Annotated in this window: 17 protein-coding genes and 1 tRNA gene; 12 read left to right on the top strand and 6 right to left on the bottom strand. The window is 69.2% G+C overall.

Annotation, left to right across the window (positions count from 1 at the left end):
* Both VKV26_09450 and VKV26_09445 read left to right on the top strand, forming a co-directional pair.
* The coding region (locus tag VKV26_09450; GenBank protein ID HLZ70115.1) for an alkanesulfonate monooxygenase at nucleotides 1-151 on the top strand (151 nt) is incomplete at its 5' end.
* A 275-nt stretch (nucleotides 152-426) separates the two neighbouring features.
* On the top strand, nucleotides 427-2,169 hold the full coding sequence (locus VKV26_09445; protein HLZ70114.1) for a CocE/NonD family hydrolase: 1,743 nt from the start codon (nucleotides 427-429) through the stop codon (nucleotides 2,167-2,169).
* Between the two features lie 42 nt (nucleotides 2,170-2,211).
* Here the strand turns inward: VKV26_09445 and VKV26_09440 are convergent, their stop codons facing one another.
* Nucleotides 2,212-2,958 (bottom strand): SDR family NAD(P)-dependent oxidoreductase, encoded by a 747-nt coding sequence (locus VKV26_09440; protein ID HLZ70113.1) that lies wholly within the window; start codon nucleotides 2,956-2,958, stop codon nucleotides 2,212-2,214.
* 122 nt (nucleotides 2,959-3,080) lie between these two features.
* On the opposite strand from VKV26_09440, the gene VKV26_09435 reads away from it, so the two are divergent.
* Nucleotides 3,081-4,274 (top strand): CoA transferase, encoded by a 1,194-nt coding sequence (locus tag VKV26_09435; protein ID HLZ70112.1) that lies wholly within the window; start codon nucleotides 3,081-3,083, stop codon nucleotides 4,272-4,274.
* Between the two features lie 171 nt (nucleotides 4,275-4,445).
* Nucleotides 4,446-6,587: a S8 family serine peptidase gene (locus VKV26_09430; protein HLZ70111.1), complete on the top strand. Its 2,142-nt coding sequence runs from the start codon at nucleotides 4,446-4,448 to the stop codon at nucleotides 6,585-6,587.
* An 18-nt stretch (nucleotides 6,588-6,605) separates the two neighbouring features.
* Here VKV26_09430 and VKV26_09425 read toward each other — a convergent pair whose 3' ends face one another.
* The 3 genes from VKV26_09425 to VKV26_09415 are packed head-to-tail and all read right to left on the bottom strand — an operon-like array spanning nucleotide 6,606 to nucleotide 10,204.
* On the bottom strand, nucleotides 6,606-7,514 hold the full coding sequence (locus VKV26_09425; protein ID HLZ70110.1) for an ABC transporter permease: 909 nt from the start codon (nucleotides 7,512-7,514) through the stop codon (nucleotides 6,606-6,608).
* Complete coding sequence (locus tag VKV26_09420; GenBank protein ID HLZ70109.1) at nucleotides 7,511-8,458, bottom strand: ABC transporter permease; 948 nt, start codon at nucleotides 8,456-8,458, stop codon at nucleotides 7,511-7,513. Before VKV26_09420 ends, VKV26_09425 begins: the two co-directional genes overlap by 4 nt.
* A 15-nt stretch (nucleotides 8,459-8,473) precedes the next feature.
* Entirely contained in the window at nucleotides 8,474-10,204 is a 1,731-nt protein-coding gene (locus VKV26_09415; GenBank protein HLZ70108.1) for an ABC transporter substrate-binding protein, read from the bottom strand.
* A 188-nt stretch (nucleotides 10,205-10,392) separates the two neighbouring features.
* Here VKV26_09415 and VKV26_09410 point away from each other — a divergent pair, with 188 nt between their 5' ends.
* A complete protein-coding gene (locus VKV26_09410; protein ID HLZ70107.1) occupies nucleotides 10,393-11,901 on the top strand; it encodes a D-aminoacylase in 1,509 nt (502 codons plus the stop codon).
* 48 nt (nucleotides 11,902-11,949) lie between these two features.
* On the opposite strand, the gene VKV26_09405 is transcribed toward VKV26_09410, so the two are convergent.
* Nucleotides 11,950-12,444 carry a DinB family protein gene (locus tag VKV26_09405; protein ID HLZ70106.1) on the bottom strand — a complete coding sequence of 165 codons (495 nt, stop codon included), beginning with the start codon at nucleotides 12,442-12,444 and terminating at the stop codon, nucleotides 11,950-11,952.
* Nucleotides 12,445-12,561: 117 nt separating this feature from the next.
* Between VKV26_09405 and VKV26_09400 the strand changes: the two genes are divergently transcribed.
* From VKV26_09400 to VKV26_09375, 6 genes are all read left to right on the top strand, one after another.
* On the top strand, nucleotides 12,562-13,572 hold the full coding sequence (locus tag VKV26_09400) for a 2-dehydropantoate 2-reductase (GenBank protein ID HLZ70105.1): 1,011 nt from the start codon (nucleotides 12,562-12,564) through the stop codon (nucleotides 13,570-13,572).
* A gap of 77 nt (nucleotides 13,573-13,649) precedes the next feature.
* Entirely contained in the window at nucleotides 13,650-14,936 is a 1,287-nt protein-coding gene (locus VKV26_09395; GenBank protein HLZ70104.1) for a Rieske 2Fe-2S domain-containing protein, read from the top strand.
* Entirely contained in the window at nucleotides 14,933-15,229 is a 297-nt protein-coding gene (locus VKV26_09390) for a hypothetical protein (GenBank protein HLZ70103.1), read from the top strand. The genes VKV26_09395 and VKV26_09390 overlap by 4 nt, the downstream gene beginning before the upstream one ends.
* 238 nt (nucleotides 15,230-15,467) lie before the next feature.
* Entirely contained in the window at nucleotides 15,468-17,114 is a 1,647-nt protein-coding gene (locus VKV26_09385; protein ID HLZ70102.1) for an MDR family MFS transporter, read from the top strand.
* A 164-nt stretch (nucleotides 17,115-17,278) separates the two neighbouring features.
* Nucleotides 17,279-17,665, top strand: coding sequence for a hypothetical protein (locus tag VKV26_09380; protein ID HLZ70101.1), 387 nt, complete (start codon nucleotides 17,279-17,281; stop codon nucleotides 17,663-17,665).
* Between the two features lie 258 nt (nucleotides 17,666-17,923).
* Entirely contained in the window at nucleotides 17,924-18,118 is a 195-nt protein-coding gene (locus VKV26_09375; GenBank protein ID HLZ70100.1) for a tyrosine-type recombinase/integrase, read from the top strand.
* 89 nt (nucleotides 18,119-18,207) lie between these two features.
* On the opposite strand, the gene VKV26_09370 is transcribed toward VKV26_09375, so the two are convergent.
* A tRNA-Tyr gene (locus VKV26_09370) sits at nucleotides 18,208-18,284 on the bottom strand.
* A gap of 172 nt (nucleotides 18,285-18,456) precedes the next feature.
* Between VKV26_09370 and VKV26_09365 the strand changes: the two genes are divergently transcribed.
* Nucleotides 18,457-19,404: a PAC2 family protein gene (locus VKV26_09365; protein HLZ70099.1), complete on the top strand. Its 948-nt coding sequence runs from the start codon at nucleotides 18,457-18,459 to the stop codon at nucleotides 19,402-19,404.
* The last annotated feature ends 70 nt before the right edge of the window (nucleotides 19,405-19,474 follow it).

Raw genomic sequence — 19,474 nt, 5'->3', positions numbered from 1 at the left:
GTCGCTGCTCGCCTACTACGACCTCGGCGTCACGACCTTGTTGATCCGTGGCTTCGATCCCCTGCCCGACGCGATCGAGTACGGCCGCGACCTGCTGCCGATCGTGCGGGCGGAAGTGGCGCGGCGGGAGCGCGTGGCGCTGGCATCATAGGGCTGGGCGGGCCCTCAACCTCACCCCCTCCCCTCTCCTTCTCCCAATGATGGAGAGAAGGAGAGGGGCGATCGGGAGGAGGAAGGTCCAGGGCTGTGTCGGGTTAGCAGGCATCTGCGGGGATGCGGGCCAACGTGAACTGGGTGACCCGACGCCGCCCCGATCCAGCTCCGCCGGATTGCCCCTCTCCCAGGATTGGGAGAGGGCAAGTGAGATGAGGTGAGGGCCGAAGGGCCGTGCCAGCGCCGCCGGCTGGAACGAAGAGGAGGCCGAGCATGGTGCAGCCGGCCACGTTCGAAGGCGCCGTCGATCGCGATGTCTGGGTGCCGATGCGCGACGGCGTGCGCTTGCAGGCCGATGTCTACCGGCCGGCGAAGGCGGGGTGCTTTCCGGTGCTCGTCTCGCGCACGCCGTACGGGCGCGGCGGCGCGGGCGCGGGCGCGGCGTACTGGGTGCGAAACGGCTACGCCGTCGTGGCGCAGGACTGCCGCGGCCGCTTCGGTTCGGAGGGCGACTACTACCCGATCGTGAACGAGGGCGACGATGGCTACGACACGATCGAATGGTCCGCCGCGCAGCCCTGGTCCACGGGCGAGATCGGCACGATCGGGCAGTCGTACCTGGCTGCAGATCAGCACGTGCTTGCGCCGAAGGCGCCGCCGCATCTCAAGGCGATGGCGCCGATCTCGGCTTCCTCCGACTTCCACCAGAGCTGGGTCTACCACAGCGGCGGCGCCTTCGAGTTCGGCTGGATGGTCAGCTACGCCATCTTCAAGGGCCGTAACACCGCCGAGCGGCGTGGGCTGGGTCAGGCGGCGCTCGACGAGCTGGACGGCTACGTCGATCCGGCGCTCAACTTCGCCCGCCCGCTCACGCCGCAGTGGTACCGGCATCTGCCGCTGAGCGACTGGGCCGAGCGCTTGAAAGCGATTGCACCCTACTTCGCCGACTACCTGGCGCACGCCGACGACGGGCCGTACTGGTGGCGGGTCAACCTGCGCCGCCGGTATCAGCAGGTGGACGTGCCGATCTACCACATGGGTTCCTGGTACGACATCTTCCAGGAGGGCACCTGGAACAACTTCAGCGGCATCACGGCGGCCGGCACGCCGCGGGCGCGCAGAGCGCAGAAGCTGCTGATGGGGCCGTGGGGCCATCTCTTTCCGTACACACAGCCGACCTCGAAGGGCACCGGCGAGATCGACTTCGGCCCGGCCGCGGCGATCGACCTGCTGGAGGAGCAGCGCCGCTGGTTCGATCACTGGCTGAAGGGCGAGCAGAACGGCGCGATGGACGGGCCGCCGGTGCGCTTCTTCACCATGGGCGAGAACCGCTGGCAGACGGCGACGGCCTGGCCGCCGCCGGCGGCGCAGTTCACGCCCTGGTATCTGCACAGCCGCGGCGGGGCCAACTCGGCCTCCGGGGACGGCGTGCTCAGCCCCGAGCCGCCGGCGAGCGAGCCGGCCGACGCGTACGTTTACGATCCCGACGACCCCGTACCGACGCTGGGCGGCTCGACGCTGATCGTGCCGCTCGGCGTCTTCGACCAGCGGCCGGTCGAGGCGCGGCCCGATGTGCTGGTCTACAGCTCGGAGGCGCTGCGCGATCCGCTGGAGGTGAGCGGGCCGATCTCGGTAACGCTCTACGCCTCGTCCTCGGCGTACGACACGGACTTCACCGCCAAGCTCGTGGACGTGCGCCCGAACGGCTACGCGCACAACATCCAGGACGGCATCATCCGCGCCCGCTACCGCGACTCGGCCACCGAGCCGGCGCTGATCCGCCCCGGCCAGGTTTACGCCTTCACGATCGACCTGTGGTCAACCAGCCACGTCTTCCTGCCGGGCCACCGCCTGCGGCTGGAGATCAGCTCCAGCAACTTCCCGCGCTTCGACCGCAACCCCAACACCGGCCGGCCGATCGCAACCGAGACCGAGCTGATCCCCGCCCGCCAGACGGTCTGGCACGACGCCACCCATCCCTCGCACATCACCCTGCCGCTCATGCCGCGGCAGTGACATCGGGCCGAGGCACGGGCCGGTGCCAGCCCAGGCTCTCGCTCAGTGCAGATACGCGCCACCGTCGCAGAGGATCGTCTGACCGGTGATCAGCTCGGCGTCGTCGCTGGCGAGGAAGGCGATCAGGCCGGCAAGGTGCTCGGGCGTGCCGCGCTTCTTGATCGACTGGTTCTGCATCGTGCGGTTGAACGTCTCTTCGTCTGTGTACGCGCGCGTGCCCTCGGTGGCGATCTGTCCGGGCATCACCGCGTTCACGCAGATGTTGTCGGCCCCCAGCTCGCGCGCCAGCACGCGCGTCATCCCCAGCACGGCGCCCTTGCTCGCCACGTAGGCCATCTGTCCGGCGTTCGCCAGGAAGTACGTGCGCGAGGCGACGTTGATGATGCGGGCGTGCTGGCTCTGCTTCAGCAGCGGGTAGGCCGCCTTGGTCACGACGAAGTAGCCGACGTAGTTGACCGCGACATACCGCTCGACCTCGGCCTTGCTCATCTCCAGCGAAACGGCGCGCGGCTGCAGGATGCCGGCGTTGTTGACGAGGATGTCGAGCGCCCCCAGCCGGCCGTGCACACCCTCGATCGCCGCCGCGACCTGCGACTCGTCCGTCGTGTCGCAGCGAAACGTCTCGCAGGCGCCGCCGGCCGCCTGGATGCGGCCGCGGGTGTCGTCCGCCTCGCGCAGGTCGAGCACGCCGATCCGCGCTCCTTCCGCGGCGAGGCGCAGCGCCGCGGCCGCACCCAGGCCGCGCGCTCCGCCGGTGACTACGGCCACACGCCCGTCGAGCTTGCCCATCGATCTCCCCCTGCTCAAAATGCTGTCAGCACAGTATGGCGCGGTTCGCACCACGAGCGCCTTCGCCGGCCGCGGGTCGGGCCGGCGCCCTGGCGCAATCGCCGCGCGCGACGGGGGAAGAGGTGCCGGAAACGGAAGGCGGACCGCTGGCCGGCGTCCGTGTGCTCGACTTCACGCGCTACCAGCAGGGGCCGTACGCGACCTCGCTGCTGGCCGACCTCGGCGCGGACGTGCTCAAGGTCGAGCCACGCCTGGACGGCGAGCTGGGCCGGCAGATGGAGCGCGACGCCGAGGGCTTCTCTGCGTATTTCGAAACCTACAACCGCGGCAAGCGCTCGATCACGCTGGACCTGCGCCGGCCGGAAGCGCGCGAGATCGTGCACAGGCTCGTGCCGCATATGGATGGGCTGGCCGAGAATTTCCGACCCGGCGTGATGGAGCGGCTGGGCTGCGGCTACGAAGCGCTGCGCCCGCTCAATCCGCGGCTGATCTACGCCGCGGCCTCGGCGTTCGGTCCGCGCGGGCCGGAGCGGGAGCGGCCCGGGTACGATCACATCGCGCAGGCCGTGAGCGGGCTGATGGTCGAGCAGGCGGGCGGGCCGGGCCACGAGCCGCCGCAGCCGGCGCTGCCCGGCGCCGCCGACGAGATCAGCGCCATGCTCTTCGCCCTCGGCATCGTCTCGGCGCTGTACGCGCGGCAACAGACCGGCATGGGGCAGAAGGTCGAAGTCTCGCTGTTCGGCTCGATGCTCGCCTTTCAGGGGCGACAGTTGATGCGTTACCTGCGCACCGGCAAGCAGGGCCGCGCCCGCTGGCGCCGCAGCCCCACGTATAGCCACTACCGCTGCGCCGACGGCTGGCTGGCGATCGCCGCCGTGGACCCGAAGATGTGGCCGCGGCTCTGCCGGGCGCTTGGGAAGCCTGACCTGGAGCACGATCCGCGCTTTGCCGGGCCGTGGGACCGTGACCGCAACGCCGCCGGGCTGGAAGAGCTGCTGGAAGCGATCTTCGCCACGCGCGCGGTCGCCGACTGGCTGGCGCGGCTGATCACGGAGGACGTGCCCTGCGGTCCCGTCAACGACTACCGCGCCGTGGAAGCGAGCGAACAAGCGCTGGCCAACGGCTACCTGACGACGATCGAGCACCCGAACCTGGGCACGCTGCGCAGCGCCGGCATTCCCATTCACCTCTCCGCCACGCCGCCGCCGCCGCTGCGCTCGGCCCCGGAGCTGGGCATGGACACGGAGACCGTGCTGCTGGATCTCGGCTACGACTGGCCGCAGATCGAGGCGCTGCGGCGGGCAGAGGTCATTTGATCTGCTGAACTGCTGCCGGATCGGCGCATGGCGCGCACGGCCGTTTTGAGCATCGAACAAAAGTGTGGCAAAGCAGCGCGGCGGCGCGTAGCATAGCGGCGACTGAAAATCACGGCGTTGCGGATTCGTTGACCGCAACGGGCCGCGCTCGTCTCGGTAGAGGTTCGCTTCATGATCGCCCCGCTCCGGCCGGCCCGGCGCCGCGCCGTATTGCTCTGCCTGATCGCCGTGCTGCTGCCGCTCGCCGTGGCCGCCTGCGGCGGCAAGAAGGCGAAGTCGCCAACGCCGACTCCAACTGCGAAGCCGGGCGCGCCGCCCGGCGGCCAGGTCTTGCAGGACCTCCAGCAACTCGTCGGCCAGGGCAAGCTCGACAAGTCCGTGCTGGACGAGCTGGTCGCCAAGGGCGCCGCCGACGGCATCGTCGTGCTCAACGAAGACGTGGTGACGCAGCGCCTGAAGCAGGCCGCGGCCGTGATCGGCGTCAACGTCAGCGACCAGCAGCTCGCCGACCTGCGCACGACGCAGTACGACCAGATCAAGCAGCAGATCGTGGCGCTCTACCCCGGCACGGCCAGCATCGTGCAGAACTTCAAGAGCTTCGGCTCCGTGCTCGTGCACTTCACCAGCGGCGAGACTTTGCTCTCGCTGTTGAAGCGTCCCGAGGTCGCCGGCGTGACCGCGAACGAGCAGTACGCCGCGCCCACGCCGATCTCCGGCGTGCCGGGCCGGCCAGGCGCCGGCGGCGCCGCGCTCGCGGACCGTGTACGCGGCACTGACGAGGCAGAGCAGTCGAATCCGCGCCCGCCGCTGAGCGTGAGCCTGGCACTGATCGACCAGCCCGCCGCCGCCGCCGCCGGCTTCACCGGCGAGGGGACGGCCGTCGCGATCCTCGACACCGGCGTGGACTTCCGCCGCGACGCCTTTAGCTGCTCGGCGCCCGGTCAGCCGGCGGCCTGCCGCGTGGCCGTCTTCCAGCACATCGCTCCGGACGACGGCCGCACCGACTCTGACGCGCAGGGCATGCACGGCACCAACGTGGCCGGCATCGTCGCCGCGGTGGCGCCGGGGGCGAAGATCGTCTCGCTGGACATCTTCGACAGCGGTCACACCAGCTCATCGCTGGAGCTGGCGGGGCTGGACTGGGTGATGCAGCACCGTGCCCAGTACAACATCGTCTCGGTCAACATGAGCGTCGGCGCCTCGCGGGACTATCACACGACGCCGTGCAGCGAGTCGCCGCTGACCGGCGCCTACGAGCAACTGCGCCGCGCCGGCATCCTGCCGTTGGTGGCGGCCGGCAACGACGCGATGGCCAGCGGCGCTTTCGTCAACGGCATTGAGAAGCCGGCCTGCGCGCCGGGTGCGGTCAGCGTCGGCGCCGTGTACGTGGCCGACATCGGCCGCACCGACTTCGGCGACTGCGGCGACCAGGCGACGAAGGCCGACCTGGTCGCCTGCTTCTCGCAGTCCGGGCCGACTCTCGGCCTGCTGGCGCCCGGCAGCCGCATCACCGCCGCGGGGATCACCGAGTCGGGCACCTCGCAGGCTACGCCGCACGCGGCCGGCGCCGTGGCGGCGATCGTCTCGAAATGCAAGGGCGCCTCGGCGGACAACATCGAAAAAGCCCTGACTTCGAGCGGCCCGCAGATCGTGGACAGGCGAAACAACGTAAGCAAGCACCGCCTCGACGTGGCCGCCGCCGGCCGGGCGCTGCTGACGCTCGGTTGCCCCGGCACTACGCCGCCGCCGCAGCAGCCCAGGCCGAGCGCCTCGGCTGGCCCGACGCAGGCGCAGCCAACCCAGACGGCGCCAACGCAGGCGCCGGCACCGACCCGCACCGCGCCGGCGCTCTACCAGCCGTTGCTCGAGACCCGCTTCGACGGCAAGGAGCTGCCGTCCGGTTTTTCCAACGCGCAGCCGGCCGCGGGCACGCCCAGCAACACCGAGCAGCAGCACGGCGCCGTGGCGGCGGTCGATGTCGGCGTGCACGGCCCGGACGACGTGGATCTCCTCTATTACACGTTCTTCCCGACGGCCAGCGACGCCAGGGCCCTGTTCGACGACCTGGAAAGCCAGCCCGACACGAAGCCCGGCGGCTTCGGCAAGCCCGTGGCCTGCGCCGGCGGCACCTTCACGACCGACGGCGGGCAGAAGATCGGCGTCACGCGCTGCATCGTGCTGGTGGACGACATCACCGTTACGGCCATCTCCGGCATCACCCGCGCCGGCGCCACGCGCGGCAACGACAAGGCCACGATCGCCCTCGCCAAGGCCGGCCTCAGCCATCTGCAGAAGGTGCAGAAGGGCAAGTAGCAGCGGGCAACCGGGCGCTCACATCTGCCGCGACAACGTCGGATCGAGCGTGTCGCGCAGGCCGTCGCCGAGGACGCTCATCGCCAGCACGGTCATCACGATCAGTAGCCCCGGGTAGATGCTCAACCACGGCGCCTGCTGAATCACCGCGCGGCCCTGGCCGATGATGTTGCCCCAGCTGGGCGTGGTTGGCGGGATGCCGGTGCCCAGAAAGCTCAGCGCCGCCTCGGAGAGCACGGCGCTCGCGAAGCTGAAGGTGGCCTGCACCAGCAACGGCGCCAGGGCGTTCGGCAGGATGTAGCGCCAGATCATGCGGCGCTCGTTCACGCCGATCGCGCGCGCCGCCTCGACGTAGAGGTTTTCGCGCAGGCTAAGCACCGAGGCACGCATCAACCGCGCCGTGCCGGGCGTCTGGACGGCGCCGAGCACGAGGATCACCGCCCAGAGGTGCGGGCCGACGATCGCGATCAGCGCCAACGCCAGCAGCAGGCCCGGAAAAGCCATGAGGCCGTCCATGATCCGCATCAACACCAGGTCGACTGCGCGGAAGAAGCCAGCGCAGGCGCCGATCAGCGTGCCGAGCAGCGCCGAAATCGCCGACACCGTGAAGCCGACGCTAAGCGAGACGCGGGCGCCGTAGATCGCGCGGCTGAGCACGTCCTGGCCGATGCTATCCGTGCCGAAGAGGTGGGCGGCGCTCGGTTTTTGCAGGCGGACGACCGGGTTAAGCGCGTTCGGTTGGTAAGGCGCAACCAGCGGTGCGAGCAGGGCAAGCGCCAGCAGCAGCAGCAGCACGCCGAGACCCGCGGCGGCGGTTGGGTTGCGCCGCGCCAGCCGCGCCGCGGCCGCCCAGCGTGAACGGTCGGCGCCTGCCAGCCGCTCGCTCCGCCCGCCGAGCAGGATCGTGTCGGCGACGTTGGCGCTCACGAGTAGTACCGGATCCGCGGGTCGAAGAGCACGTAGGAGAGATCGACGAGCAGGTTCACCAGCACGAACAGCACCCCGGTGACGAGGATCGTTCCCTGCACGATCGGATAGTCGCGGTTGATTGCGGCCTCGGCGAAGAGACGGCCCATGCCCGGAATCGAGAAGACGGTTTCGATGATCACCGAGCCGCTGAGCACGTAGGCGACGCTGAGGCCGATCACCGTCAGCACCGGAATCGCGGCGTTTTTCGCCGCGTGCCGCACGAGCACCGCCTGCTCGCGCAGCCCCTTGGCCCGCGCCGTGCGCACGTAGTCCTGGCGCAGCACTTCGAGCATAGTGGCGCGTGTCATGCGCGCGATCAGCGCCGCCACGCCGAAGCCCAGCGTGAGCGACGGCAGAATCAGGTACTTTAGGAACGGCCCGATGCCGGCCGAGATCGGCCGATAACCGGTCGGCGGCAGCCAGTGCACGTCCAGCGAGAAGAGAAAGATCAGGTTGTAGCCCAGCCAGAACGAGGGCATGGCGAAGCCGAGCACGGCGAAGATCATCACGCCGCGATCCAGCCAGGAGTTGCGCCGGCGCGCCGCCAGCACGCCCAGCGGCACGCCGATGCAGATCGCGATCAGCTCACCCAGGATCGCAAGCGCGAGCGTGGGCTGGATGCGCTGGCCCACGAGCTTCGTCAGGGTCTCGCCGGAAAAGATCGACTTGCCGAAGTCGCCGTGCGCCAGGTTCTTCACCCAGATGCCGAGCTGCATATACAGCGGCTGGTCGAGGCCAAGCTTGCGGTGCAGCTCATGGATCTGCGTGGGCGTCGCGTTGTCACCGGCGATCAGCGCTGCCGGGTCGCCGGGTGCGACATGCAGCAGGGCGAAGGCGGCGATCACGACCACTACCAGCACGGGCACCGCGGCCACGAGCCGCTGGCCGATATACTTCACCATCGGCTCGTGCCTCTTCTACCTGTCCAGCCAGACGTTCCAGAAGCTCGTCTGGTTGGGTGAGTTGTTATACCCCTTCACGTAGGTATGGAAGGCGTCGTAGAACTGCGCCACGCCGAGCAGCAGGTCAGGCACGTCCTTGTACCAGAGGGTCTGCACCTTATCCAGCACCTGTTTCTGCTGGTCCGGCGTGGTGGCGAGACCGTACTGGTGCTTGAGGTCGTCCATCTCCGCGCTCTGATACCAGCCGAACCAGGTTGGGTTGAGCGGCAGTGAGCGCAGCGGATCGTTGCCGCCGGGGCCGTGCACGCCGCCCGTGTGGAACAGATCCCACTTATCTTTGCTCGGGCGGATGCTGACTGCGGTGGCCCAGTCCGGTGTCTGATAATCGACCTTGAAGCCGATGCTCTCCAGCATCTGCTTCGTCACCTGGCTCTCGTTCAGCATCCAGGTATAGGTCGTGTTCGCCAGCAGCGTGATCGGCCGCCCGTCGTAGCCGCCGGACTGCTGCAACTGCTGGAAGAGCTGCTTCGCCTTCGTCAGATCCTTGCGGTTGTACTGGTCGATACTGGCCTTGCTCTCGTTCGGCGACCCGCAGAGGAAGATCGCCGGGCAAGGCTTCCACAGGTTCTTGCCCCAGCCGGCCGTCATGAACTTGTCGATGTCCGTGGCTGCAAGCACGGCTTGCCGCGCCAGCGGGTTGTTGAACGGCGGCCGCGTATTATTCAGCAACACGACGTTGTACGAGCCGAGGCCGTTGACCAGGATCGAGACGTTCGGATCGCCCTTGAGCTGGTCGTAGTAGTCGCTGAGCGGCTGTGTCATCAGGTCGATCGTGCCGGCCTGCAGCGCTGAAAGGCGGCTGTTTTGATCGGGAATGATCGGAATCTCCACCGAGTCGAGATACACCGTGCGGGCACCGGCAAGGTTGCTCGGTGTGCCGGGCGGGCTTTTGTAGTCGTCCCGCCGTTTCAGGACAAGGCGGCTGCCCTTCGTCCACTCCTGCAGCTTGAACGGGCCGGAGGCGGTCACGTCGTCCACGCGCTGGTCCGGCGCGGTGCTCGCCGCCTCCTTCGTCATGATGAACGGCGCGCCGAAGCCCGTGGAGAACGAGTCGATCACGAGGCTATACGGCTCTTTCAATTCCAGGACGACGGTGTGATCGTCCTTCGCCTCCCAGCTATTGACGACCTTGAACATGGAGATGCCGGACGCCTGGTTCTTGCTCCAGCGCAGGACCGACGGCACGACGTCGGCGGCGAGGATCGGCCTGCCGCCATCGAAGGTCGCCTCCTGACGCAGATTGAAGGTGTAGGTGAGGTTGTCCGGGCTGATCGCGTAATCTTTGACCAGCACCGGCTGCGGCTTCTGGTTCGCGTCCCAGATGAAGAGCTGGTCGTAGAGATTGAGCGCCATCTCCGAGGTAACGGTAGCCGTCGTCCAGACCGGATCGAGCGACGCCACGTCCGCCTCGATGCCCCACTTCAGCGTGCCGCCCTTCTTCGGCTGCTTCGCGCCGGCCTGGCCGGCCTGCGCTGAAGCGGCCGCACTCGCCGCTGCGGTGCCGGCGGCAGTACCGCTAGCGGCGCCCGCCGCTTTGGTCGCCGTGGCCGCGCCGCCCCTATTATTGGAGCCGCCGCCACAGGCCGCGGCGATCCACGCTGCGCCCGCTGCCACGCCGCCGGCGAGTACTCGCCGGCGCGAGAGGCGCCGTATCATACGTCGCGTCCAGTAGTTCTCTTCGCTCATCTCGCCGGCCTCGTTTCGGCTGCTCACATAGCGGCGCGATCATCGCCCGCGGTCGATGGCCGCAAGTATAGGAGCGCGCCCGAGGCACGGCAAGCGATCACGATGCGTGCCGATGCGTTCGGTGGTCGGGCACGCGGTACTATGGGGCGGAAATGCCGATCGAAGTCTCTGCCAGGCTGGAGGCAGCGATGCAAGCAAACGAACCGATCGACCTGGTGATCCGTGGCGGCACGGTGTACGACGGCAGTGGCGCGCCCGGCGTCGCTGCCGACGTGGCCGTGCGCGGCGATCGCATCGCTGGCGTGGGCGTGGTGCGCGAGCGCGCGGCGAACGAGCTGGACGCCAGCGGTCTGGCCGTCTCTCCCGGCTTTATCGACGTGCATGCGCACGACGACATGGCCGTGCTGCTCGACCCCGACTTCGCCTGCAAAGTGCTGCAGGGCGTGACCAGCGATATCGTCGGCAACTGCGGCGTTGGCGTGGCGCCGTTTCCGGCCGCGATCGCCGCCTGGCGCGACTTTGCGCCCGGCGCACAGCCGGTGCCGTGGGATGGCTTCGGCGGCTATCTGCGCCGGCTGGACGAGCAGCCGCCGAGCCTGAACGTCGCGGTACTGATGGGGCAGGGCACGATTCGCCGCTCCGTAATGGGCGTCGAGAATCGGCCTGCCACGGCCGCCGAAGTCGCGCGGATGCAGGAGCTGGTGCGCGAGGGCCGCGACGCGGGCTGCGTCGGCCTCTCTACCGGCCTGATCTACGAGCCCGGCCGCTATACGCCGACGGAGGAGATCATCGCACTGGCGCGCGAGCTGGGGACTGGCGGCGGACTGTACGCGACGCACATGCGCAATGAGGCGGCAGGACTGCTCGACTCGGTGCGCGAGGCGATCCGCATTGGCGAAGAGGCCGGTGTGCCGGTGCAGATCTCGCACCACAAGGTGTCCGGTGCCGAGAACGCCGGCAAGGTGCGCGAGTCGATCGCGCTGATCGAGGCGGCGCGGGCGCGCGGCCTCGACGTGACCGCCGATCAGTACCCCTACACGGCCGGCAGCACCGCCTTCTTCGCCGTGGTGCAGAACGGTAATTTTCGCAAGGACGGCGATCCCGAGGCGGGCGGCATTGGCCGCGTCCGCGCCGAAGATGTGCTCTTCGCCGCCGCGCCGAAGCACCCCGAATGGGAGGGGCAGACGCTGGCGCAGATCGCGGAACAAATGGACCTGCCGGTTGAGGACGCGGCGGCGCGCATTCTGGAGGAAGAGGGCCAGAGCGCGTTCGTCGTGCTGTTCATGATGGACGAGGCCGACGTGCGCACGGTGATGACGCATCCGACCACCATGATCGGCTCGGACGGCGTGCCCGCGGGCAAGAAGCCGCATCCGCGTCTCTTCGGCTGCTTCGCGCGCGTGCTGGGCCGCTACACCCGCGATGAGGGCGTGCTAGACCTGGCCACCGCGATTCACAAGATGACGGGCATGCCCGCGCGGAAGTTCAAGCTGGCGGGCCGCGGCAGCCTCGCGCCCGGCTCCTTCGCCGACCTCGTCGTCTTCGACCCGCGCACGATCGCCGACACCGCGACCTACGAGGAGCCGCGGCGCCATCCCACGGGCATTCGCGCCGTGTACGTGAACGGCGTCTGCGTGGCGCGCGACGGCGAGCACACGCATGCCCGGCCCGGCCGGGCGCTGCGGCGCGGCGCCTGACGCTGCCGCCCGCAGAACGACTGCGTCGGCACCGCCGGTAGACTCCGTTCAGACCGCAGTGCCGAAGCCCATCGCCTCAGCGTAAAACCAGGCGTCGAGGTCCGGCGTCTGCACGCCGAGCTGCGCCGGCGCGAGCTTGACCTCGGTGCGGTGCTCGACGCCGTGCTGGACGGCGTGCACAAGGAAGCACGACTTCGGGTAGCGGTACTCGCGGCCTCGCCACGGCAAGCGCAGCTCGCTGTCCTGTACCAGCTCCTCGGCGACGGCGATCAACTCGTCGCTGCTGCGCACGGCGACCCCACGCAGGACGGCGAAGCCGGGCCAGGGGCTGCCCCGATTCAGCTCGCCCTCATGCCGGCGTCCGCGCGTGCGCAGCACGAACGTCTGCTGCCCGCCGACGATGTGCAGCAGCTCGCGCACCGAGCCGGAGATCCCCTGCGGACGCGCGTCGAGCCGGGCCTCGCCGAGTGCCTGGCAGGCGTCGAGCAGGGTCAAAACGGCCCACCTGTTGTAGCGCAACAGCTCGGCCAGCGGCGCGTGCATGCGCTGTCCTCGCGACGTCGATGAGGCCGATTTCTCCATGGCAGCATAGCGCCCTCCCTGCATCGGGCTGGACGATACGCCACAATGAGAGGGAAGGGAAAGGAGAAGGGAGGCGGCATGCGCGTGCTCGTTCTCGGCGGCGGCGGGCTGGGCACCGTGGTCGCGGGCTACCTTGCCCGCGCCGGCCACGAGGTCACGCTGTTCGTGAAGCCGGCGCAGGCCGCCGCGTTTGCCGGCCCTCAGGCGCAGATCACCGGTCTGGCCGAGTTCAGCGCGCCCGTGCGCGTCGCGGCAGAGGCGAACCGGCTCGGTTCGTTCGATTACCTGATCGTCTGCGTGAAGACGCGCGACACGCAGGCCGCGTTGGCCCCGCTCACCGGCGTAGATGTCGGTTGCGTGTTGTCGCTGCAGAACGGCGTGCGCAAGGATGCGGCCTTGTGCACCGTCTTCGGCCGCGAGCGCGTTCTGGGCGCGGTGGCCTATATCGGGGCGCAGTTGCAGCGGCCCGGCGTCGTCTCGCACACGCTCTCGGGCGCCTCGCAGGTGGGGGAGCTGGAAGGTGGGCCCTCCCCGCGCGGCGAAAGCTTTGCCACGGCCATGACCGGAGCCGGTCTGCCCGTGATCTGTGTGCCGGATGTCGTTTCGCGCGAGTGGTACAAGCTCGCGGGCTATCTGCGCACCTCGCTGGTTTGTGCGCTTACACGGCTCGACGTGGGCACCCTGACCGAGGATCCGGCGCTGCTGCGGCTCGGCGCCCGCGTCGTGCTGGAAGTCGCCGCCGTGGCGGAGGCGGAAGGCTTCCCGCTGTGGGAGCTGCCGGCCACCTTTCCCGACCTGGGCGGCGGACCGCCGGCACAGCGCATCGCGCCCGGCCATGTCTGGAGCGAAGACGAAGTTGTGGCCGGCCTGGCCCTGATGGGCGAGCGGCAGCGGGCCGCCGGCCTCGTGCTCTATCCATCGCTCGCGCAGGACGTGATCGCCGGCCGCCCGACCGAGCTAGAGGACACGGCCGGCGACGCCCTGGCGCGGGCCGCGGCGCACGGCCTCTCCACGCCAAGCCTTGAGACGCTCGTGGCCGTGCTGCGCGGCGTCGAGCAGGCGAACGCGCGGCGGACCGCGGGAGCGTAGGCGTGGGCAAGTGCCGGCACCGGCGCCGGAACGCGGTAAGATAACGGCGTTCATCCTGCACGCACGGAGCGCCGCCGATGCTGACCCGTGAAGAGAACGAGCTGCTGACGCACACGAACCGCGGCAGGCCGATGGGCGAGTACCTGCGCCGCTACTGGCAGCCGGTGCTGCTCGCCGGCGAGCTGCCGCAGGCGGACTGCCCGCCCGTGCGCGTCAGGCTGATGGGCGAGGAGCTGGTCGCCTTCCGCGACTCGCAGGACCGCTTCGGGCTGCTGGACGAGTTCTGCCCGCACCGGCGCACCAGCCTCTACTGGGGCCGCAACGAGGAGTGCGGCCTGCGCTGCGTCTACCACGGCTGGAAGTTCGATATCGAAGGGCACTGCATCGACATGCCCAACGAGCCGCCGGAGTACGGGTTTAAAGAGCGTGTCTTCACCACGGCTTACCCGGCGCGCGCGTGGGGCGGCCTGATCTGGGCCTACCTCGGCCCGCGCGCGGCCGGCGGCGCCTTGCCGCCGCTGCCGGAGTTCGAGTGGGCGGTGGTGCCCGAGAACCAACGCTTCGTCTCCAAGCGGCTGCAGGAGAGCAACTACCTGCAGGCCGTCGAGGGCGGCATCGACTCAAGCCACGTCTCGTTTCTGCACAGCACGCCCAGCGCCGAGACACACGTCTCCTCGACGCTCGGGCTGCAATCGGCCTACATGTGGCGCGACAAGGCGCCGCGCTTCACCGTGAACCGCACGGACTATGGCCTCTTAATCGGCGCCCGCCGCGACGCCGAGGCCGACAGCTACTACTGGCGGATCACGCAGTTCCTCTTGCCCACGGCGACGATCATCCCCGGCCCGATGAACGTGGATGCGCCCTACAACGGCCACTTCTGGACGCCGATCGACGACGCGCACTGCTGGAACTTCAGCGTCTCCTGGCTGCCGGGCCGGCCGCTGACGGAGAAGGAGTTGGCGGACCTGCAGTCCGGCAACAGCATCCACGCCGGCGTGGACCAGAAGACCTTTCTGCCGATCCGCAACGCCCGCAACGAGTACCTGATCGACCGGGCGAAGCAGAAGCAGGACAGCTACACCGGCATTGAGGGCGTGAGCGAGCAGGACTCGGCGGTGCAGGAGGCGATGGGTCCCGTGGTGGACCGCAGCCAGGAGCATCTGGGCACGAGCGACACGGCGATCATCGCCGCGCGGCGCCTGCTGCTGCGCGAGGCGCGCGAGCTGCAGCGCGAGGGCCGCGGCCCGGCGGCCGTGCAGCGGCCGGAAGCCTTCCGCGTGCGCTCCGCCTCGATGATGCTCAAGCGCGACGTTTCCTACGAAGAGACGGTCAAAAACATGCTTACGGTGCCGGTGCAATGACCACTCAACCGAACCCGTCCCACGTGATCCCGGTCGAGGACTACGGCGAGGCGACGCTGCGCAACCTGGTCGCGCACCTCGACGTCTCGAACTCGTTCGAGCACTGCGTCTACCGCGAGTCGGAGCTGGACGCGGTCTGGCGGCTGCTGGACATCGCACTGGAGCGCGGCGACGGCGCCGTGCTGCCGCGCGAGCGCCTGCTCGCCCTGCGCGACGCCGTGCACGAGGCGCACGACCTGGCGGCGGACGAGAAGCCGCACGAGGCGGCGGCGCGGCTGCGGGCACTCCTCTAATTTCAGTTCCAGGCAGCAGGGGCGTGCGGCTGCCGAACGGTATGGCCGTCCGGCTGGTGCACCCGTTCTCCGCTCGACGGCCGGTGCGGAGGCGCCAACATGGAGACCGCCATGTCGCGATGTCGAACGCGGAATCCGCGGCGACGGGTGGGGCGTCGGAGCGGTTGCCGCACCCCCTATCCAACGCGGTACACTGCGATTCAGTGCGTGGATCGGCGCACCTCCGGGGGATCGGCCGATGATGGCCCTGGACGAACGGCCGCTGGGCGAGACGCTCGACCGGCGCCAGCGCTGGCTACTGCTGATCAGCCTGATGAGCGCCATGTTCATGGGCGCGCTCGACCAGACGATCATGGCGACGGCGGCGCCGAAGATCGTCGCCAACCTCGGCGGCTTCTCACTGCTGTCGTGGGTCTTCACGACCTACATGCTCACCTCGACCGTCGTCGGGCCGCTGGTCGGCAAGCTCTCGGACATCTACGGCCGCAAGCCGTTCCTGCTTGCGGGCATGGTCATCTTTCTCATCGCCTCGGCCGGCTGCGGCGCCGCGCCGAACATGGCCGTGCTGATCGCCTGCCGCGGCCTGCAAGGCATCGGCGGCGGCGCGGTCTTCGCGAGCATCTTCGCTACCGTCGGCGACATCTTCGCGCCGGCCGAGCGCGGCAAGTACATGGGGCTGTTCACGGGCACCTTCAGCCTGGCGAGCGTGCTCGGTCCGGCGATCGGCGGGCTGCTCACGGACCACGCCGGCTGGCGCTGGGTGTTCTTCATCAACGTGCCCGTGGGCGCCGTGGCGTTCCCGGCCATCTGGCGCAACCTGCCGCTCGTGCGCAGCAGCCGCCGGCCGCAGATCGACTTCATCGGCGCGGCGCTGCTTTCCCTCAGCACGAGCTGCGGCCTGCTGGCGCTGGCGTGGTCCGGCACGGAGTACGGCTGGGCGAGCGCGCCGACGCTGGCCCTCTTCGCCGGCGCCGCCGCCTTCGGCGCCGCCTTCGTCGCGCAGGAGCTGCGCCACCCGGCGCCGATCATCCCCTTCCACCTCTTCCGCAACCGCGAGTTTCTGCTCGGCAACCTGATGGTGCTCTGTACCGGCTTCGCGATGATGGGCGCGATTCCCTACCTGCCCACCTTCCTGCAAGTCGCGCTCGACGAGTCGGCCACCGCCTCGGGGCTGATCACGACGCCGCAGTCGCTCGGCCTGCTCGTGACCAGCATCGTCGGCGGGCAACTGCTCTCGCGCACCGGCCGGTACAAGCCGCTGACCATCAGCGGCAGCGTGATGATGGTCGGCGCGATGGGGCTGATGCTGACGCTCTCGCCCACCACGCCGACCTGGCAGCTCAGCCTGTTCGTGGTGCTGCTCGGCCTCGGCGGCGGCCTGGTGATGCCGACGCTCTCCGTCGTGATCCAGAATGCGGTCTCGCACGCGTACCTGGGTGTGGCGACGAGTGCACGGCAGTTCTTCATGCAGATCGGCGCCGTGATCGGCACGGCGCTCTTCGGCGTGCTGCTCACGACCACGTTCCAGGCGCAGTTCCGCCAGCACGTGCCGGCGCAGACGCGCGCCGCGGTCGCGGCCGAGACGTTAGCCCGCTTCGAGGATCCGACGCTGGCGCTCGATCCCGCCGCGTACGCGAAGGTGCAGGCCGAGTTGCTGGCGCAGCCCGACGGCAGCACGCACCTGGCAAACGCGCGCGACGCGCAACGCTCGGCGATCTCGGAAGCGATCCGGCGGGTGTTTGCGCTGGCGCTGGCGCTGATCGCCGTGGCGCTGGCGCTGGCGCTGCTGATGAAAGAGCGGCCGTTGCGCCGCACGCTTGGTCCGGCGGAGCCCGGCGAGCCGGCCGGCGAGCTGATCGCCGCCGCCGCGCTCAGCCCGCACTGACCATGCCACGCGCCGCCGCACGCCCGCGGCGCGAACCGCCGAAGGCGTACCGATGGCCGGAGAACAGCCGCTCGACTATCTCGAGATGGTGCGGGAGAGCCTGTTGCGAGCGCCTCCGCTGTCTTCAAAGCCGTATTACCACGGGAGGAGACCGCCCGCTGGACTTGCGCTCGTTCCTGCAATTCATGCTGCCTGTGCATCCCGACTTTCCGGACTGGCGCAACATTACCGCCAAGGAGTTGGACGACGAACGACGCTGGGTTTTTGAAGGCATCTGGGGCGACATCGACGGTTACGACTACTTTGCCATGAATGACAAGCAAGAGCGGGAGCTGGTGCCGTGGCAGTGCCGGACATGGTACGAGGGCTGGGGATCGGCGCCGCGGGACCGCAACACTGCATACGCCATCGTGCGTGCACGCTTCATGCCCGACACGCCCGCCGAGGCTGGCAACCCGGTGTTCTCGGTGATGCAGACCGACATCATTCACTACGGCAATGACCTGGCCGACTACCTGCACAACGAGTTCGGCGTGCCGCGGCCGGACTGAGCGGCGGACGAGCCGAAGCCGATCCCGTTCTGGGACACGTTCGGGTACGAGGAAGGCTACATCCGCAACTGGTAATGCCGCAGGGCATTCACCGCCCGCTTCTCACCGTCTCCTCATCCGCCAATGCTTGGTATCCCAGTGGCGGTTTAGCGTCGCGCGCGACACGATGGCGGTTATGGCAGCGGCGGGCGACCGCGTGATATCGAGGCGGGCAACCTCCTGCGGCGCTCCTTCTGGCCGCTGCTTGCGAAGGCCGGCTTGCCGCGCATCCGCTTCCACGACCTACGGCATAGCTGCGCTACCTTGCTGCTTGAGCAGGGGGTGCATCCGCGCATCGTGGCCGATCTGCTTGGGCACAGCACCACAACGCTGACGCTCAACACCTACTCGCACGTCACGCCACGGCTTCAGCAGACGGCGGTGGACGCGCTCAGCGCGGTCTTGCAGGCATGAGCCGGTTCGCGTTGGCATCAGCCGTTGGCATCACGCTACGGAACCGAAGAGAACACCGGCCCGATGGGGCCGGTTTCACGCCTGCAAGCTGGTCCCGGGACGTGGATTCGAACCACGGACACGCGGATTTACAGTCCGCTGCTCTGGCCAACTGAGCTATCCCGGGAGGTGCGGCAGCGATCAGCGTACTACAGCCTCGCACCGGGCTCAACCGCGCCGCGCACGGGCAGGAGGCGCCCCTCAACACAGCGCCCTACGCCCGGAGCCCGCGATTGGCTACACTAAGGGTTGGGCCCGCTGCACGGGCTCCGAACGCGAACTTCACGAGGCATTCTGCCATGGCTAGACATACAAACGACGATCTTGATCGCCATATCGAGCGCCAGGTGCGCGTGCTGCCCGGCCTGCGCTCACCCGTGCTCGTCGCCGGTTTCCAGGGCTGGAACGACGGCGGCCAGGGCGCCAGCGCCGCCGTGCGCTGGCTGGCGCGCAATTTGGACGGCCAGCGCATCGCCAGCATCCGGCCGGACGCCTTCCACGTCTTCAGCGAGATGCAGTCACGGCCGATCGTGCGCCTGCGCAACGGCGAGCGCGTGCTGCGCTGGCCCGCCCACGACCTCTACGCGATCCGCGGCGGGCCGGGCTGGCAGAATGACCTCGTCGCGCTCGTGGCGCGCGAACCGGAACTGCGCTGGCGCACCTACTGCCAGGCCGCACTCTCCGTCGCCCAGGCCGTGGGCGTGAAGCGCGTGGTCACGCTCGGCGCCTTTCTCGGGGCGGTGCCGCACACCCGGCCCGTGCCGATCTCCGGCTACGCCTGGAGCGAGGACGAACAGCCGCCGCTGCGCAGCCTGGGCACGCTCAGCACCAGCTACGAAGGGCCGACCGGCATCGTCAGCGTGCTCTCAGATGCGGCACGGGCGCAGGGCATGAGCGCCGCCAGCCTCTGGGCCGCCGTGCCGCACTATCTGCCCACCACGGCCAACCCCAAGGCGGCGCTGGCGCTGCTGCGCGCCGTGCGCGACCTCACCGACCTGCCCTTCGACCTGTCGCGCCTGGAGGACGCCTCGGCCTTCTTCGAGCGCCAGGTGAGCGAGGCGGTGCGGGCGAAGTCCGAGGTGGCCGAGCACGTGCACGAGCTGGAAGAGCAGAGCGGCGCCGCGGGCAACGACGTCGAGGCGGTCAAGCGCAGCGAGCCGGGCGATCTGCCCAACCCCGCCGACGTGATCCAGGCGTTCGAGGACCTGCTGCGCCAGGGCCGCCGGCCGGGTCCACGCGAGGATTAGCGCACTCGATCGTGCCGCCTCTGCGGGGTGGCATTGAAGCAGCGCGACTTCACCGCTAGCATAAATCGCG

The sequence above is a fragment of the Dehalococcoidia bacterium genome (genome assembly GCA_035310145.1).
Taxonomy (GTDB): domain Bacteria; phylum Chloroflexota; class Dehalococcoidia; order CAUJGQ01; family CAUJGQ01; genus CALFMN01.
The sequence above is the reverse complement of the archived record's forward strand: the minus strand, read 5'-3'. Positions and strand labels throughout refer to the sequence as shown.

Bases quoted from the DNA above. Each gene is read 5' to 3' on its own strand.
- VKV26_09445 (HLZ70114.1), top strand. From the start codon at position 427: ATGGTGCAGCCGGCCACGTTCGAAGGCGCCGTCGATCGCGATGTCTGG.
- VKV26_09440 (HLZ70113.1), bottom strand. From the start codon at position 2,958: ATGGGCAAGCTCGACGGGCGTGTGGCCGTAGTCACCGGCGGAGCGCGC.
- VKV26_09430 (HLZ70111.1), top strand. From the start codon at position 4,446: ATGATCGCCCCGCTCCGGCCGGCCCGGCGCCGCGCCGTATTGCTCTGC.
- VKV26_09420 (HLZ70109.1), bottom strand. From the start codon at position 8,458: ATGGTGAAGTATATCGGCCAGCGGCTCGTGGCCGCGGTGCCCGTGCTG.
- VKV26_09415 (HLZ70108.1), bottom strand. From the start codon at position 10,204: ATGAGCGAAGAGAACTACTGGACGCGACGTATGATACGGCGCCTCTCG.
- VKV26_09410 (HLZ70107.1), top strand. From the start codon at position 10,393: ATGCAAGCAAACGAACCGATCGACCTGGTGATCCGTGGCGGCACGGTG.
- VKV26_09405 (HLZ70106.1), bottom strand. From the start codon at position 12,444: ATGCACGCGCCGCTGGCCGAGCTGTTGCGCTACAACAGGTGGGCCGTT.
- VKV26_09400 (HLZ70105.1), top strand. From the start codon at position 12,562: ATGCGCGTGCTCGTTCTCGGCGGCGGCGGGCTGGGCACCGTGGTCGCG.
- VKV26_09395 (HLZ70104.1), top strand. From the start codon at position 13,650: ATGCTGACCCGTGAAGAGAACGAGCTGCTGACGCACACGAACCGCGGC.
- VKV26_09390 (HLZ70103.1), top strand. From the start codon at position 14,933: ATGACCACTCAACCGAACCCGTCCCACGTGATCCCGGTCGAGGACTAC.
- VKV26_09385 (HLZ70102.1), top strand. From the start codon at position 15,468: ATGATGGCCCTGGACGAACGGCCGCTGGGCGAGACGCTCGACCGGCGC.
- VKV26_09365 (HLZ70099.1), top strand. From the start codon at position 18,457: ATGGCTAGACATACAAACGACGATCTTGATCGCCATATCGAGCGCCAG.